21 protein-coding genes and 1 pseudogene are annotated in these 15,681 nt (G+C 61.8%); 2 read left to right on the top strand and 20 right to left on the bottom strand.

Translation table 11 applies throughout. The annotated features are described in order from the left end of the window. Positions 1–75 precede the first annotated feature (75 nt). A complete protein-coding gene (locus B0G77_RS19265) occupies positions 76–801 on the bottom strand; it encodes a helix-turn-helix domain-containing protein (protein WP_243751147.1) in 726 nt (241 codons plus the stop codon). Positions 802–850: 49 nt separating this feature from the next. Next, complete coding sequence (locus tag B0G77_RS19260) at positions 851–1,291, bottom strand: response regulator (RefSeq protein WP_133663554.1); 441 nt, start codon at positions 1,289–1,291, stop codon at positions 851–853. Between the two features lie 212 nt (positions 1,292–1,503). Here B0G77_RS19260 and B0G77_RS44335 point away from each other — a divergent pair, with 212 nt between their 5' ends. Continuing rightward, complete coding sequence (locus B0G77_RS44335) at positions 1,504–1,665, top strand: hypothetical protein (RefSeq protein WP_243751146.1); 162 nt, start codon at positions 1,504–1,506, stop codon at positions 1,663–1,665. A 373-nt stretch (positions 1,666–2,038) separates the two neighbouring features. Here the strand turns inward: B0G77_RS44335 and B0G77_RS19250 are convergent, their stop codons facing one another. The 4 genes and pseudogenes from B0G77_RS19250 to B0G77_RS19235 all read right to left on the bottom strand — a co-directional run bounded on the left by B0G77_RS19250 (position 2,039) and on the right by B0G77_RS19235 (position 3,695). After that, positions 2,039–2,404, bottom strand: a complete 366-nt coding sequence (locus tag B0G77_RS19250) for a DUF1311 domain-containing protein (RefSeq protein ID WP_243751046.1) — start codon at positions 2,402–2,404, stop codon at positions 2,039–2,041. Between the two features lie 134 nt (positions 2,405–2,538). After that, positions 2,539–2,694: pseudogene (locus B0G77_RS44330) on the bottom strand (site-specific integrase); the annotation flags it as partial. A gap of 300 nt (positions 2,695–2,994) precedes the next feature. Beyond that, positions 2,995–3,417 (bottom strand): hypothetical protein, encoded by a 423-nt coding sequence (locus B0G77_RS19240; protein ID WP_133663551.1) that lies wholly within the window; start codon positions 3,415–3,417, stop codon positions 2,995–2,997. Further along, a complete protein-coding gene (locus tag B0G77_RS19235; RefSeq protein WP_133663550.1) occupies positions 3,411–3,695 on the bottom strand; it encodes an integrase in 285 nt (94 codons plus the stop codon). Before B0G77_RS19235 ends, B0G77_RS19240 begins: the two co-directional genes overlap by 7 nt. An 85-nt stretch (positions 3,696–3,780) precedes the next feature. Between B0G77_RS19235 and B0G77_RS43295 the strand changes: the two genes are divergently transcribed. Continuing rightward, positions 3,781–3,951 (top strand): hypothetical protein, encoded by a 171-nt coding sequence (locus tag B0G77_RS43295; RefSeq protein WP_166656187.1) that lies wholly within the window; start codon positions 3,781–3,783, stop codon positions 3,949–3,951. Positions 3,952–3,961: 10 nt separating this feature from the next. Here B0G77_RS43295 and B0G77_RS19230 read toward each other — a convergent pair whose 3' ends face one another. From B0G77_RS19230 to B0G77_RS19170, 14 genes are all read right to left on the bottom strand, one after another. Then, positions 3,962–4,237, bottom strand: a complete 276-nt coding sequence (locus B0G77_RS19230; RefSeq protein ID WP_133663549.1) for a pyocin activator PrtN family protein — start codon at positions 4,235–4,237, stop codon at positions 3,962–3,964. Between the two features lie 58 nt (positions 4,238–4,295). Beyond that, entirely contained in the window at positions 4,296–7,280 is a 2,985-nt protein-coding gene (locus B0G77_RS19225) for a DUF927 domain-containing protein (RefSeq protein WP_133663548.1), read from the bottom strand. Positions 7,281–7,283: 3 nt separating this feature from the next. Then, positions 7,284–7,535 (bottom strand): hypothetical protein, encoded by a 252-nt coding sequence (locus B0G77_RS19220; protein WP_133663547.1) that lies wholly within the window; start codon positions 7,533–7,535, stop codon positions 7,284–7,286. Positions 7,536–7,607: 72 nt separating this feature from the next. Then, a complete protein-coding gene (locus tag B0G77_RS19215; protein ID WP_133663546.1) occupies positions 7,608–8,612 on the bottom strand; it encodes a hypothetical protein in 1,005 nt (334 codons plus the stop codon). Between the two features lie 166 nt (positions 8,613–8,778). Continuing rightward, on the bottom strand, positions 8,779–9,162 hold the full coding sequence (locus tag B0G77_RS19210; RefSeq protein WP_133663545.1) for a hypothetical protein: 384 nt from the start codon (positions 9,160–9,162) through the stop codon (positions 8,779–8,781). A gap of 85 nt (positions 9,163–9,247) precedes the next feature. Next, positions 9,248–10,816 (bottom strand): DEAD/DEAH box helicase, encoded by a 1,569-nt coding sequence (locus tag B0G77_RS19205; RefSeq protein WP_133663544.1) that lies wholly within the window; start codon positions 10,814–10,816, stop codon positions 9,248–9,250. Position 10,817: 1 nt separating this feature from the next. Then, entirely contained in the window at positions 10,818–11,090 is a 273-nt protein-coding gene (locus B0G77_RS19200) for an HNH endonuclease (protein WP_133663543.1), read from the bottom strand. Further along, complete coding sequence (locus B0G77_RS19195) at positions 11,059–11,475, bottom strand: hypothetical protein (RefSeq protein WP_133663542.1); 417 nt, start codon at positions 11,473–11,475, stop codon at positions 11,059–11,061. The genes B0G77_RS19200 and B0G77_RS19195 overlap by 32 nt, the downstream gene beginning before the upstream one ends. Beyond that, positions 11,466–11,828 (bottom strand): VRR-NUC domain-containing protein, encoded by a 363-nt coding sequence (locus B0G77_RS19190; RefSeq protein ID WP_133663541.1) that lies wholly within the window; start codon positions 11,826–11,828, stop codon positions 11,466–11,468. Before B0G77_RS19190 ends, B0G77_RS19195 begins: the two co-directional genes overlap by 10 nt. Next, the gene (locus B0G77_RS43290; RefSeq protein WP_166656186.1) at positions 11,812–11,982 is read right to left on the bottom strand and encodes a hypothetical protein; all 171 of its coding nucleotides are present in this window, start codon (positions 11,980–11,982) and stop codon (positions 11,812–11,814) included. The genes B0G77_RS19190 and B0G77_RS43290 overlap by 17 nt, the downstream gene beginning before the upstream one ends. Next, entirely contained in the window at positions 11,979–12,641 is a 663-nt protein-coding gene (locus tag B0G77_RS19185; protein WP_133663540.1) for a PD-(D/E)XK nuclease family protein, read from the bottom strand. The genes B0G77_RS43290 and B0G77_RS19185 overlap by 4 nt, the downstream gene beginning before the upstream one ends. 79 nt (positions 12,642–12,720) lie before the next feature. Further along, a complete protein-coding gene (locus B0G77_RS19180; RefSeq protein WP_133663539.1) occupies positions 12,721–13,353 on the bottom strand; it encodes a hypothetical protein in 633 nt (210 codons plus the stop codon). A 123-nt stretch (positions 13,354–13,476) separates the two neighbouring features. Continuing rightward, positions 13,477–15,372 carry a DNA polymerase gene (locus B0G77_RS19175; RefSeq protein WP_133663538.1) on the bottom strand — a complete coding sequence of 632 codons (1,896 nt, stop codon included), beginning with the start codon at positions 15,370–15,372 and terminating at the stop codon, positions 13,477–13,479. Positions 15,373–15,375: 3 nt separating this feature from the next. Then, the gene (locus B0G77_RS19170; protein WP_133663537.1) at positions 15,376–15,681 is read right to left on the bottom strand and encodes a hypothetical protein; all 306 of its coding nucleotides are present in this window, start codon (positions 15,679–15,681) and stop codon (positions 15,376–15,378) included.

Genomic DNA, 15,681 nt, shown 5'->3' with positions numbered 1-15,681 from the left:
TCTTCTGCCTCATGCGTTCCAACCCGCAGGTCCGGCCTTGGACGATGTCAGCGGCAGGCCAGCTGGTTGCGCCTGTCAGATCTTTTCGAGGCCATCCGGATCGATGATGTGAATCTGTTTGCCGCGCGCATCCACGAGCCCCTCGCGCTGGAACTTCGAGAACATGCGGCTCACCGTTTCGAGTTTCATGCCGAGGTAGCTGCCGATTTCCTCGCGCGTCATCCGCAGGTTGAACTCGGCCGACGAATAGCCGCGTGCCTTGAGGCGCGCCGACAGGTTGAGCAGGAAGGCCGCCACGCGCTGCTCGGCCGACATCGTGCCACGCAGCATCATCAGCACCGATTCGCGGACGATCTCGCCGCTCATCATCCGGTGGACGTGCTGCTGCACACCCTTGACTTCGCGGCACAGCGATTCGAGCAGGCTGAACGGAATGATGCAGACATTGCTGTCTTCGAGCGCGATCGCGTTGCAGGTGTGACGGCCGGTGCTGACACCGTCGAGGCCCAGGGCGTCCCCGGCGAGCTGAAACCCCGTCACCTGTTCGCGTCCGTCGCGATGCATGACGACGGTCTTGAACGACCCTGCATGCACCGCATAGATGCTCTGGAAGGCATCGCTCGTGCGATATAGCGTTTCGCCTTGCCGCACCATGCGGCTCGAACAGATGATCGAGTCGAGCCGCTGAAGCTCGAATGCCGAGAGGCCCTGCGGCAGGCATACGGCGCGCATGGCACAGGTGGAGCAGCGCGACGTGGCGCGTGGCGTCGGCTCCGCCGCTTTGAGCGTTGCGTGAGGCATGGGGGGCACCAGCGGCGCACGACGAACAACGGGCGCAGCGACTGGATATTCAACGACGCCAGACATGATGTGCTCCTCTTTCCTGGACAGCGCAAGCGGCACGCTCGCGCGCAAGTTTCTCAATCGTGTCGCGGGCCAACTGGAACTCGCTGGTCTTGTCGAAGAAGTGGTGCGCGCCGGCCGCCATACAGGCTTCGCGGAACGACGAATCCGCATGATTGGTCAGCACGATCGTCGTGACCTCTGGGTGAAGTCGCGCCAGCGCCGCGACAACCTCCATGCCGGTGCTTGCCGTCAGCCTCAGATCGACGATTGCGACATCGATCTTCATGGCGGCTATCGCAGCGAGCGCTGCGAATGCCTCTTCGGCTTCGCCGGCTATCTCGACGCCTTCGATCGCGCTCAACAGTGAGACCATCCGGCGGCGGACGGGGATCGAGTCTTCGACGAGAAAGACCTTCAGTGCTGTAACGGAAGTGTCGCAAGTCATGTGCTGCAGTATGGGATGCAGCGTCTGAAAATTAAATCGTCCCTGTAGGAACTTGGTGTAGGCGGCGCGGAAGGCGTGTAGGAAAACGCCTACAGATGAGCGGCTTCGATCCGGAGGTGCAGTGCAGGTGGGTGAACGACGAGGCGGCCGGTCATGAAGCCCGCCTGCGCGTGCGGGCAGGTGGGCCTCAGGTTGAGGTACGTGGGGCGCTACTGGAAACGCGACGGCGCTCAGATCTCGTCGTCGGCGGCGAACAGGACTTGACGCCCTCACAGGTGGTGCGGCAGCTGATTCGCGAATACCTCGAACAGCACGGTGTCACCTACAAGACCAAGAACGTCATCGGTGCGCGTCCTCGTCGAAAAACTGCGTAAACCGTACCTGCTTCCGGCCACTGATGTGGTCCCGTGGGGGAGTTGTCGCCAGTTCGCACTTCTGGAGTGCTGCCGGGTACCTGCTCTTTCAGACTGTATCCTTTGCCGCGCGCCGGTAAATCACTCGTTTTCGTGTATGCGCAACGACACGTGGTCGCCAGGGTTGCAACGACATTGCGGGCCGTGAAATGCACCGCCGGGAACTGAAAGCGGAGCTATTCTGTTTCCTCACTGGTCCAAAGTCGCCGGCGCTCGGGGCGATAGAGAGGGTTGGCCGGTAAAAGCAAATCTTGGCTTAAGACCTTGATCAACGAAGACGATCTGGTTTCCCGATCATGCCGCTATCAGCAGTCGAGCGCCGAAGCGACCAGCTTCAGCGCGCCGCTGCTTCGCCGCTCAGCAGCCTCGCGCGGGCGATGTTCATCTTGATGGCCGTGCCGGACGCGGCAAGGTCGCCGCCGTTGCCGGAACCGTAGGAAGCCAGTACACGGTTGCTCTCCGCATCCCGAAATACGCGGAAGGTGCGCGCTGCTTTGTCAAAGGCAAGTACGGGATGCATAGAACGGCTGCCTTCACTGATCTTTTCGAGTTCCATCATGTGGGCGCGTGCCTTCTTCTCGGCGGTCACAAGCTCGATCTCGGACCGCCTGACCACGTCGGGATAACAGTCTCGCTGCGCTGCGGTCGAAGGTTTGTCGCGGCATTGTCTGTAAAGGGTCGCGGCGGTATCGGCGGCCACTGCGGACTCGATCGTCAGGCAGAGCAGCCCTGCACCAATCAGCGCGAGGCTCCGTGACGTGAGCAGTCCGGTTGTCGAGATGGATCGCATGGGGCATTCCTTGATGTCACCGACTCGGCGAGCACACCATGTCATTATGCCGGGTCCGCCGGACGTTGCTGTGCAACCGTCTGCGCGTGGCGCCGATCGTCCTCGACGTGCAGATAGATACCAGCCGTCTCGATCGACGCGTGCCACAGGTTTTTCTGGATGAAGCGGATGTCGGTGCCGGCGTCAGCCTGATGCGAGGCCCGCCGCGATGCTCTTCACGGCATTTCAGCAGGATCGATCGCGGGATGCCGGATTGCAGCAAGAACAGGATGTCCGTTAGCACGTCGCGATCGCACCGTTGAGCATACGCAGCTGCAGCGTCGTTGGCCTCTTTTTCGGGGTGCAATGACGTCCAGTCACTTCCAGTCAGCGAACTTGTCTCCCGAGTGCCTTAGGTGTGTGTAACGCTTCAGGCAGTTGCCAACTGCGGTGTCCCGTGACGGCCGCAACGTGTGGGATATCCCACACCATTTCAAAGAGTCGCGATGTTCCTTCGTGCCTCATGTCTTGCGGGGGCAGGTCCTCGATCTGCAGGAACCGGCAGGCGCTGAAAGCGCCGCGCCGACGGCGTCGGTGCCATACGGAAAAATTCGATCATCCAGTTGCGGCTGCGCCTTGACGGTCCGGAACGCCTCCAGAGGCAAGTCGCACCAGACGTCGTTGCCGATTTTCTGACCTGGGTGTTTCAGGTTGCGTACGAGCACGCGGCTTCCGCTTTCGTCGAGATCCTTCCATTCGATCCGGAGCATTTCCTGGATTCGTGTAGAGAAGAGGGCGAACGCCGTCAGGTCGCGTATCGGGGCACTGTCCGGGCGGCGCTTTCGGATTCTCTCGAAATGGGTCAGGATCCGGTCGAGTTCGTCGAGGGGAGGGCGATGTTGGCGCATGGCGGATTTTCCCGAAGCACCGAGCCGCTTCAGCACCTTGCGGGGGGTTTCTTCGTACGACCGGGATTCCGTTTCAATTCCCGGATGTAGTGACCGATCGCCTCGCTTAAGGTCGGATCTTCCACTTTGGCTGTTTCGAGTGCGCCGGGTTGCGCCAACTCGCGCTCCCGCTTGTCGAGCCACGCCTGTGCCGCCGGTCTACGGTCGAAGGTCTTCGCCTCAGTATGTACGACCCTGCCGCCTTGCTTCAGGCGGATCTTGGCGGTGTAGCCTATACTCTTGTCCTTGCGAACGCGCTCCGTGATCGTTCCCATTGCTCCCCCGGTGTTACACGAGGTTTTTCCGTGCTACGTCGTAGCACTCGGGCAAAAAAACGAGCAAAAATCACAGAAAACGGACTTGAACAAGACGTTCAGCATTCATCCGCAAGATTATGAAATTGCAGCAAAATTCAATGAAATCAACGCCCCGCCGCGTGTCCGTCGCACCGATGATGGACTGGACCGATCGCCTTATTTGACGGGCCTCTCAGGCAGACTGCTGCACTTCTGTTGCACTGCGTTGCACTGAATTCCTGCGCTCAGGCAGACTGTTGCACTTGATCTTTTGTTGCGCTGAACTCCTTGCGCGCCTCGGCCCTGCGGCCGTCCAGGTAGCTCGCCAGGTCTTCCACGTGGACCCCAAGGGCGGACTTCTGCGAGCGGTCAAACCGTGTGACCGGCAGGCCCAGTTCGTTATTGCGTGCGCGGCGCTGCATCAGGTCGGCTGACAGGTGCGGGAAGTAGGCGAGGCGCACGGCCTCGAGCGGGATGAAGGCAGCGTTGAACTGCTGCACGAGGATGTCGATTGTCTTCATGGAATTCCCCGAAAAAAATCCCCGGGCCGAAGCCCGGGGTAAGGCCCCCAACAACTACTCAGTTCGTGGCGTCCTGCGCGTCGCCACCATGTACCAGCGTGAGCGCCGACGAATCGACGCCCATTTTCTTCATGTCAAAGGCAAAGCAGTGCGCCCGCGCACCGGCCATCTTCGTGCCGCGGGTCAGCACCACCCGGGCGTCGTCCGTGCCGGGCATCACCACCGGGTCAGCGAACCCCTTGATCGTGGCGACCGGCACGCGGTTCTCGATGCACCACTGCTTGACGGCGGCGACCGTGATCCAGAGCCGGCCGTGCAGCGCCTTGCTGGTCTGCGCGTTGCCGACCACGTAGCGGCCCACGACCTCCTGGTAGATCCGCACCTCTTCTGGCGCGTGCATCCGGTTGTCCTGATAGCCGTACGTGGTGATGATGCGGGGGGCGAGCGCGTTGACCATCTGGGAGAACAGGTCTTCCGGTGGCACCGTGTTGTTCTCGGCGACCTCGAAACTGAGCTCGCGCATCAGGCCGATCGTGAAGTCGAAGAGCCGGTCGAAGTCGAAGTCGACCAGCCCCAGCTGGACCATGATCGATGCGGCGGTCAGCGTGCACGTGGCGTGCGCCCGGTAGTAGCGGTACTCCGGCCCCTGGATCTCGGCGTCCACGCTGGCCTTGATCTTGCCAGCCAGCTCCAGCACGTCCTCCTGGTGGGTCACCACGTACTGGACGAACTGCTCACCGGCGTGGCCCATGTTGCGCTCCATGCGCGCGAGCGCCTGGGTCACCTCTGCGGGCTCGAGCTGCGGCAGCTGGTAGCGGTCGACGTCGACCTGCACGATCCGCACGGCCTCGGCCGCGGTGTTGCTGCGGTGCTGCGTGAGCCGGGCGTGCAGGTTCGTGTTGGCCGTGACGTAGGGCGCGAGCGCCCAGGTGGTGCCCTGGGCCAGCTTGACCCCCGCGTGGGCGCCGGTCTGCAGCCGGGACTTCTCGCGCCCCTCGGAGGTGGAATACGCCCACGACGAGAGCTGGTCCGGCGGGATGTCGGTGAACTCGTCGAACAGCAGTGGCGCATTCTTGTGCACGCCCATCAGCGCGTAGCGGGCATTGACCGTCGACTCCCGCGTATGGGTCATGAGCCGTGCATCGCCGAACCCGTACAGCCCTGCCATCGCCACCGTGGTCTTGCCGCGCGCCGTGCGCTCGCCGATCAGCGCGAACAGCACCCCGTTGTAGAGCGCCTCGCCGGAGAAGGGCGTCAGGATCGAGCCGAACGCGTTGCACAGCGCATACTGCAGCGGCTCCATGCCCGCCCGGGCGTAGACGAAGTTGACCGCCCTGCAGTACCCGTCAAGCGTCCCACGGGGGTCAGGGAAGGCCTCCAGCAGGGTGTGCGCGGAGCCGCCCACCAGCACCTTGCGGATCGTGCCGTCGCGATGGTAGAGCCGGTCACCGACCAGGAACCCCGAGCTATCGTGGCGCCAGCCGAAGGACGTCATCGTGCTCATCTCCTCGGCCTCGGCCTGGATCTTCTGCAGTGAGTCCTTGATGTATGCGTGCAGGTGCATCGCTGCGTCCTTGTTGTGCGTCGGAAAGATGGACTTGCTGCCCAGCGCCTTGAGCATGTCGGAGGGCGCCGCGATGTCGCGCGCCGTGACCGCAAAGTCCACCAGGCTGCCCCGTGGCATATGCAGGCGCACGCCCGCCGAGAAATCCCGCGCTTCCGTCGCGATCCAGTGCGTCAGGTAAAAATGCTTGTCCGACATCGAGAACCGCTGCACGATGCCGTCCTTGTCCTTCAGGTAGCGGTACAGCCTTTCGTCCTCCCACACGTAGCCTTCAGGCTTCGGGGGCACCTCCACGATCAGCTTCCCGCCGGCGTCATCCACCTCGATCACGACCGGCGACGTTTCGGCTGGCGGCAGCGAAAAGCCCAGCATGATAGGTGACGTGACCTTCGGCGCACCCTCCTTCTCGCGGTGTGGACAGCCATCGCACCCGGTGGGGTTATGCTGCAGGAAGAACCCGCAGGTCGTCGGACCCGAGTCCCACGTGTCGTAACGGCGCTGCCAGTCGAGCGACTCATGCCCGGTGTTGGCCCGCTCTTCGCTCCACTCCTGCGCCAGCGTCTCGCCTTCCGTGCAGTGCTTGATGATGCCGATCACCCCGCGCCACACCTCATAGCCCACGTCGCCCAGCGTGTCCCGCATGTGCCTGACCTGCCTGCAGTGCTCGGCCACGATGCGCGCCGAGGCGGGCGGGCCACTGTATGCGGCGTGCCCGGCAAGCGCCCAGCTCGACACCTCGGCGGTGGCGAGATAAGTGGCGAGATAGGCGGGGGCACTCTGCTCACTAAACGCGGTCAAGGTGCTAACGGATTCTAGCGCAGCCAGAAAGTCTTCGGGGGAAATCTGCCCGCCCGGATACACCACCTTGACGGGCTTGGGCTCGCCCTTGCGGTTATAGGTGCCCGGCGGGCGCAGGATCGAGGCCGCGTCAGCGGTGCGGGTCGGGTCGGCGAGGATGCCGTGCGCGGCGAGCGCGGCCTTCAGGCGCTGCGCCACGGCCTGCCATGACTTCGGGCCGATTGACTTGGTGAGGGGCCAGTAGCAGTGCAGGCCATTGCCCGAGCTGACCATCAGCGGGTAGGGCAGGCCCCGCGCGCCACAGAACGCCATGATGGCGTCGCGCGCGTCGTTCTTCGTGGCGTAGCCCTTGGGCGGTACCGCCGCGGCCTTCTCGGGCCCGCAGTCGATGTCCACCCAGAACGACTTCATGCGGCCCAGGTTCTCCGCCACCCGCCAGCACTTCTTCAGCTCGCCCGGCTTCTTCGGGTCGGGCAGCATGACGTACGCTTCCCGGTACGACGCGCAGGCATGGTAGACCGCGTTGGTCCCCGGCGCGTCGAGCTCCAGCGCCTTCTCGGCGAGCACTTCGAGTGTGGGGTACAGGACGTGGTACGGGTAGGGCGTCTCGCCCTTGAAGTACGCGAGATAGTAGGGTCCGGTCTCCGGCAGGATCGCCCTGAAAAATTCGAGCGTGTCCATGCGCTACTCCGGGTCGACCAGCAGCTTCCCTCGCGCGGCGGAGCCCGCCTTGACCGTGCGGTCCAGATGCGCGACCACGACCTTGACCATCTCCTGGCACTGGAGCGGGCCATTTGACGCCTCGACGATCACCCGGCCGATCAGCTCACCCAGGCCGATGATGACTTCCCCGTGGTTGAAGTCCTTGCCCGTGAGCGCGAGATTGGTCTCGAGGAGCACTCCCGCGACCTTCTGCTTGTCGATATGGTAGGCCATGGTATTTTTCGGAAGTAAACGAGTGGAAGCCCGCCTGGTTCTCAGGCGGGCCCTGCATGGACAGCGGGGGGATCAGTCGTCGAACGAGATCTTCGACAGGTCCGGGATGCCATCCACATCGATGGACTCCACGGACACCGCAGCCGGCACGGGCTCCGGCGTGGCCTGGACCACCTTCGCCTCGGCCACCGTCTCGCCGGCTTCACCCGCCTTGATGGCGGCCTTCACCTCGTCGGCGGTGACGGTCTTGTCCTTGCTGATCTCGACCTTCGAGGTGGACTTCGCGGTCCGCACGGCCTTGGCTGCTGCTGCGGCGGCTTCCGGCTCGCCTTCACCATCGTCAGCGTCCGGCACGTAGGCGGTACCGAGGATGCTCTCGACCAGCTCCGAGTCGGCGATCTCGTGCGCTTCGGCGAACTCCTTCTCGTCGAGGAAGCCGATCGCCTTGAACATGATCTTCGGCGTGGCTTCTTCCGGGTCGAACGAGAGCCGCGTCACCACGGACTCGAGCGGCACGCCACGCTTCTGCAGCATCTCGCCATACTCGCCGGCGGCCTTGATCGATGCCGGTGGCACGCGCACCAGGTGCGGGTCGTTCAGGCGGTCGGGCGTGGAGATCGCCAGACGGATCGTATCCTGACAGGCCTTGCCCTTGGTGGCCACGCCCTTTTCGTTGATCTTGCTGCCCCACTGGTTGTGCTTGCAGGTCGCGCAGAGCTTCGACTGCGGCGCCTCGCAGTCCGCGTCGGGCTTCTCGCTGTCGCGGCTGGAGCAGTCCGGCTTGCCGTTCTCGACGCCGTCCTGCCAGCCATTGGCATACCAGACCTTGGACTTCTTCGGGTTGGCCTTGATGATCACGACGTCGACGTAGGTAGCCGGGCTCTCAGGATCCTTCGGATTTGGAATGATGAATTTCTCGCCACCCCGCTTGATGGTCCAGACCTTGCCCTTGATCGAGATGACCGGGAAGGTGATCGAGTGGTGGGCCGCGAGCGCGTTAGTCACTTCGCTGCTGAAGGACTTCAGATACGCCGGCAGGTTTTTGCCGTTCGTATCGAACGGGATGATGTTTGCCATTTGCATGACTCCGATGGGGACGATGTAGATTACGCCAACCAGTTCCGGTTAGCAAGTTGTCAAGCGGGGGACAGATAGGCGAGCGCCGCCAGCACAAGGCCCAGCTCCGGCCTGCCCGCGAGGACAGCGAGCAGTGCCACGAGATCGACCGTGAACAGCTGGACAGTCATGACCTCCTCACATTGATGGTGCGCTCCTCGCGCCAGTTAATACCTGGTGGCAGCTCACCGCCGTTGCTGTCCTTGAACACCTCGATGGCGGTCTTGGCTGCGCGGATGTCGGCGAGCGGCCACTCTTCCTTCGCCTTGATGAAGTCGAGGAAGACCTCACGGTCGGCCACCGTGGCGCTGGTGCGCGTGGACACGTAGGCGGTGCCCTTCTCGGTCTTGGCGGACTCGAGACCGGTCGCATCGAAGGTCCTGAGGAGGACTGCCTCGATCTGCTCCATCGCCTGCTCGATCGGTTCGAGCTCTTCCTTGTGGGCCTTCTTGCGTGCGGCGATCTTGTCCCTGAGCGCGATGTACGTGCTCACTACTTCATTGAGTTTCATTTCCTGCTCCTGTAGTGACTGACTGGGGGGCCACTTCAGCGAGCACTGCCTTGGGGTACAACGGTTGGGTTAAATAGCCAGATACTTACTCTGTCAGGGGTTCCTGATCCTCGAACATGTCCAGCAGCAGGCCCTGCATGCTGCCTTTCCGGTCCAGCCTTGCGTACATCTTTCTCTCTACCTTCGAGCCCGCCAGCCGCACGATGACCGTGGGCCGTGTCTGCCCGGGTCGTCGCATGCGCGCGTTGGCCTGATCGTAGTGCTCGTTGCTGTTGGTGGGGGCATACCACGTGATCGTCGTGGCGGCCGTCAGTGTCAGACCATGCGCCATGGTGCCGGGGTCGGCCACAATTACATGGGGCTCCTGAGCATTCTGGAACATCTTGAAAATGTCATCGCGCGCGTTCTTCTTGACCTCGCCATAGACCATGGCGACTGACCAGCGTTTGGCGACCTCTGAGGCCACGTGCTTGACCACCGACGTGAAGGGCGCGAACACGATGACCTTGCCTTCGCTCTCCTCGATCACGTCCATCAGCTCATTGATGCGCGGCCCCACGGGTAGCACCACATCATCGCCGGCGAGGTCGTACGCAATGCCACAGCCGATCTGCACCAGCTTGTTGGCCTTGACTGCCTCGTTCATCGCGATGATCTGGCCACCTGCATACTCGGCCGCGAGCTGCCGCGCCATGTCGTTGTAGGCCTTCTGCTGCTCGTCGGTCAGCTCAACGTCACGATCCTGGATAGTGAGCGGAGGCAGGTCGACACACTCATCGAGCGAGAAGCGGATCGAGGGCTGCAGGACCTTCTGCACCTCTTCGAGCGCGGTCTCCCGCGCCACCCACGTGTACTGGCTCGTCTGCCGCATGACACGGTCCCTGAACGCGCTGAAGTACTTCGGCACGTCCGGGTTGGTCGGGTTGATCAGCTTCGCCTGCGCCCAGGCATCGGTGGGCTCGTTCGGGGTCGGTGTGCCCGTCATGCCCCATGCCCTGCGTGGGCACTGCTTGTTGATCACTTCGTTCAGGGTCTTCCAGCGGTCCGTGCCCTGGTTACGCGCCATCGCCACCTCATCGACGATCACGAGGTCAATGTCGGTGCGCGCCTTAAGCTCGGCCTTGATGACCTTAAGGCCATCGATGTTGATCACATACACGTCGGCTTCGCGTGCGAGCAGCTTCTTGCGGCGCGCGGCGGATCCGTAAAGCACCGAGCAGGACAGATGCGGAAAGGCCCTGAAGACGGTATCGGCCCAGGCGCGCTCAAGCACCGAGAGCGGGGCGACCACCAGCACACGCCTGACGCATTTCGTCGCGCGCAGATAGTCATAGGTCCACAGCGCGCTGCGCGTCTTGCCGGTGCCCATGGAGTTGAGCACGAACGCACGGCGGTGCCGTGTGAGAAACGTGGAGGTCTGCTGCTGCGTGGCGAACGGCGTATCGGGACCGGGCCACTCGTAGTAGAGCGGCATGCTGTCCGGTGCCTCGAAGCCGAGGTTGCGCAGCACCTGCGTCTCATCCGGGCGGTGCGGAACGGCCACCAGAACTTCGCCCTGATGCCTGACGAGTTTCGCGGTCGGAATGACGGTGGTGATGCGCCCTGGATTCTTGAGCCTGAACAACAGGGCCTTCTTCGGTTTGTAGACGAGCATGTTATTTCTTCTGCTTTGAAGGGTCGTACCCACTCTGTCCTTTGCGCCACCCGCGGTTGGTCGTCTCGCTCACCACACGCGTATTGCCTGGCGCGCTGCTGCCGCCATTCTCAAGTGGCCGCTTGTGATCGACGTCTCGACCATCGCCTTTCTTTACCGCCCCTTTCTTCGCCATCTCGGCTCGCGCACGGTTGCGCTCCTCGCGATGCTTGACCTGCTCGGGACGGGCTTCGTAGGCTGTATCATAGCGTTTCTTCGACGGGGTGTCTTTCATGTCTTGCCTCAGTCCTAAGAGGTAATTCAGGTAATCCGTTAGCAGCTTTATACTTTCCTTTCAGTTTCCGGTTAGCCGATGTGTCCCTCGGGGGGTAGGGGCCGATGCCAATCCGCTGGCGCAGCACGCCGGCGTCCATGTCCAGCAGCGCACAGATCCACTCAAACGAACAGACCTCCATGGAGGTGCTAACAAACCAGCTGTGCAGCTTGGGCACCGAGAACCCGTAGTTGCTGTTGATCGGTGGCACCACCCCGCGCCGGGCTGCATCGTAGTCCCGCACGGCCTGCAGCAGCACCGACGCAAACAGCCTGCGATACGGCACGTGCTCGGCGTCGCCATCGGTCGCATCCAGCTCGACCATCTCGGGCAGGTTCATCTGCATGGTGGTTCCCAGGGTTCGTTAGGAGGGTGGTCATTAAAAAATTCGGCCAACTTACTAACATCATCAACAACCAGGACTATACCACCCGCTGCAACGATTTCCTCATGGCGTTTCAGCTGGTTGGGGGTGGGCGCTTCGCCCGGGGCCTTGGCCTCGATGTCGAACCGTCTTCCCCCCCACGCGACCCCCACAAAATCAGGAATGCCAATCACTCCCATTCCGTTCTGTACCGGCATGTAATACGATCCGGCGACGGGTATGTCGGGCTGTTTGGCACCAGCCCTCCAGAACCCCGCTTCGTCAAGAAGTTTCTTGATGTCCTTCTTGACTTTCCCTTCAGGTGTTGACGACATTCAACACCTCCTGCAGTTCCTTCACCATATCCATGGCCACGATGAGACGAAAGAGCGCCTCGGCCAGAAGGGTGGACGTCCCCGCATGCGACGATGCAAAGTCCACAAAGTCCTCATTGTTCAAGGACGAAAACTCTGTCTGTTTTTCGATCATGACTTGCTCTTGTAGTGTTCGCAGTCAGTAACGGGACACCAGCCGTTGCACAGCCCGCTTGGTCGGGGGGGCCATGCATCCTTTTCCTGGGCCAGCTCCATCCGGTGCACCCGCGGCGCGAACTCCTGCCAGATCCGTGGCACGTCTTTCCGGTAGTACGTAGCGGGCTCGATCCTGCGATTCTTCAGCCACACAAACCCCGTCTGAGCCTTCTCCAGCTCGGGCCAGGTGGCGAACATGTAACCCGCATACAGCATCAGCTGCTCGGATGGTTTGGGCTTGCCGGTCTTGTAATCAAAGCCGGCGGCCTCACGACCATTCAGCACTACCAGATCGACCTTGCCGCGACTCCATGCGTCGCCCCATGGCGTGGGTGAGAAGCACTTGTCGACAGCCAGTTTGACTTCAGTTAGTTTCCTCCCAGGGAGATTTTTCAGTGTGGTAGCTAACACTTGCCACTGCTGCATGCCTTCCGGCAAAGCAGCGCCCGTCTCCATAAAGTCCTCAAGCGCCTTATGGACCCGATCGCCCCAGTCCCCCGCAGGGTTCGGCCGGTCGCGAAACCGGCGCAGCACCTTGACCTCGTGGAACTGCCGAGGGCAGGTCTCGAACGCTTCGAGCGCTGAATAAGTCCATGGTTTTCCCCTTAGCGTGGTCATTCTTACCTCTCAATGACTGCACGCCGGTAACGAGGTGTAACTGCTTGTAACACCGGTACGAGCATGCAGTTTTGCCGGATCATTTCGGTCTGTCAATCAGTTTTTTGAACGCCTGTTGCATTGCACCATCCTTGTTATTTTCTTTCACCACGACGGTGCGTTTCTTACGCCGTATATGGTGTGATTGCGCCGGCGATTCATTTAGCATCGCATCCAGTTCCTTGTCCTTACGGTCCCAGAACTGATCAATGAACATGTGGCGATCCTCGAACGAGGCGTCCGTCCCAAACTGGATCTTCTGCTGCGCCGCGCGCATCTCGATATAAGCATCGCGCTCCTCCATCCACGTCGCCTGCACCTCGCGTGTAAGGATGTTTCTTTCATCCAGCGAAAGCTTCTTCCCAAATAGTCTCTCCTCCAGCTGTACAGCCTTGGCCCAGCGGTCGCGCTGCTGTTTCATGAACCGGCGCTGGTACTCGCCGCGGCTCTGTGCGCCGCGCTTGTACTGCGCAACCGAGATCAGGTTCTCCATGGCCTGTTCGTTTTGTCTCCCAATAACAAGGAGCTCGTTGAGCGGCTCGGCCTCCCCCGAATACGGCAGTGCACGCGGCTTCCTCACAGCATGTCTCAGACCTTTGACGCGCTGCGGGAAATACTGCGTGCTGATCAGGTATTCGACCGCAAGCCTTGCCCGCTCCAGGTCGTATTTCATTTTAGTTCCCCAGTGATGTAATTCCCCGCGAAGTGTACAACATGGTAATTGGATTTGTGTTAATACGTTGCCGATTCTTTTAGCAGGTTATCCTTACCCGGTCCTAAGGTTTTCCTTGCATGATTACTTACAGTCTCCATACGACTCGCCTCCCGCTGCCTCACAGGTAATCGGCAGCCCCGTGGCCCACCGGGGGATCACCCGCATGGCCGTGACCATCATTTCCCTGAGCGCCGGCGCGAAGTGGTCGGGGCAGATGCCCACCACTTCATCGTGCACCGTCAGCACGACCTTGTACCGTCCATCGGTGCGGTCAAGCGGCTTGAGCTTCTGGTCGATCATGCACATCTGGTTGAAGACGATGATGCGTGCGAGCGCCTGCACCACGTTCTCCACGATCTTGGCGCCATAGATCTTCGTGGCGCCGTTGCGGCCGTCATAGACGTAGTCACCATCTTCAGTGCGGCGCAGGTTCTTGTAGCGGACCAGCATGCCGTTGGGCAGGTGGATGCCGTCCTGGTCCCAGCGCAACCGGATGCCCACGCCGATCTCGGCGACATACCCGTTGCAGACGCTCTCCAGCGCCGTCTGAGCCGACTTCCACAGCTTCCTGATCATTGCGTACTTGGTGCGGTAGAGGTCGACGACGCGCTCCGAGAACGCCAGGCCCTTTCGGACTCCCGCCTTCTTGAGAGAAGCATCGAACTTGTCCTTGCCCATGCCGAACCCAAGCCCGAGAATTGATGTCTTCCCAACACGACCCTCTTCATCATGAGGCGTGTACTCCTCACCAGTGTCAGGGTGGAAGGCCGTCGCCTTGCGGTCAACCGGGTAGCCATACACGTCTCCTGCAAATTCAGAGTAGATGTCCGCGCCGCGCGCGAACGCTTCAACGAGATCGGTCTGACCCGCGAGCCATGCGACGACGCGCGCCTCGATCTGGGACGAGTCGCAGGCCACTACCTTGTGTCCCTTTGGTGCACGGATCGCGCGGCGCAGTGCCCCCTTGCGGGGCAGGTTCTGCATGTTGATCTTGTCCCACCCACCGGCGCGGCCGGTGTGCGCCGCGTAGTAGGAGAGGGGGACGGGTAGCGCCCCGCGCATCGCGATGCCGATGAATGCCTCGGTGCGCGTCTCCTCGATCGTGGTCTTCACGCCGACCCGGGCCGACACCAGCGCCTGCACGCGCGGGTCATCGTGCTCGAGCAGCGCCTTGAACCCTTCATCGGTCTTGCTGAACGCATACGTGAAGACGTCATGCCCGGCGGTCCTGCTCTTCGCCTCGGACTTCTTCATCGGTGGCACGACGCCGAGCTCCACCAGCAGGCCGGCGAACCGGTCGTTGGACATCAATGCGTCCTTGCCGGCGGTCTCTTCGACCAGCTTGAGGAGCGCTGCCTTCTTCTCCTTCACGCTCTGCAGGTGCGCGGACAGCACCGCCGGGTCCAGCTCCAGCACCGGGTCCACATACATGCGCAGCATCAGGTCGATGACATAGAGCTCCTGCGGCGTGCTGAACTGGCGCAGGATCTGCAAGAGGGCATGGGTGATGCGGACATCCTTTTTGCAGTACTCACCGTACCTGAATAGCTGGTGCGGCGTGAAGTCAGCGCGATGTTTGCCCAGCGCACCGAGCAACTCATCGCCCTTGTCCTCCAGCATGAACCGCCTGGCGAGCGCCGCCAGCGAACAACCCCCGTTAGCCCCAAACACCGATCGTGCAATGGAGAGCGTGTCTAAATACTGGGATGCCACCACCCCATGCCGCTGCGACAGGATGAGTCCGTCAAACGCGGTGTGGTGGCACAGCACCGCGCGCTTCTCAAGCTTCAGGTCCTTCACCGCACGGTGGATCTCGTCGTAGCCGCCGGTGACCCAGTACTGCTCGCCATCATTGATCTGCCAGGCGAAGCCGATCTCCTCGAAACGCGGGTCTCGCACATAGGCTTCTGTCGTGAGCTTCGAGAGGCTAAATTGTCTGTCATAGTACGTCTCCCAATCCACCGTCACCAGATCCATGGATCACCCCGGGGGTGACGTCATGCGCTCGGCCGCGATGGCCGCGAGGGTGAGCTCCAGCACTTCCTTCAGCTCGTGCGCGACGAACTTCCTCGCGTACTCCACCGTCTTGCCCATCGGGATGACCGAGACGATGTAGCCGTTCTCGACCTTCACGAGCGTGATGTTGAAATCACCTGCTGCCACTTTTTGTACCTCCGTTCTGGGGGGTGAGGGGATGGGCAGCGCTGCCGGGCCGCTCAGGCCCATGGCGTCGAGTATGTGTGTGGCCTCCTCCCGGGAGAACGGCCTGTACATCCCGTTCGACAT

Origin of the sequence: Paraburkholderia sp. BL10I2N1 (assembly GCF_004361815.1) — a bacterium.
GTDB lineage: Bacteria > Pseudomonadota > Gammaproteobacteria > Burkholderiales > Burkholderiaceae > Paraburkholderia.
The sequence above is the reverse complement of the archived record's forward strand: the minus strand, read 5'-3'. Positions and strand labels throughout refer to the sequence as shown.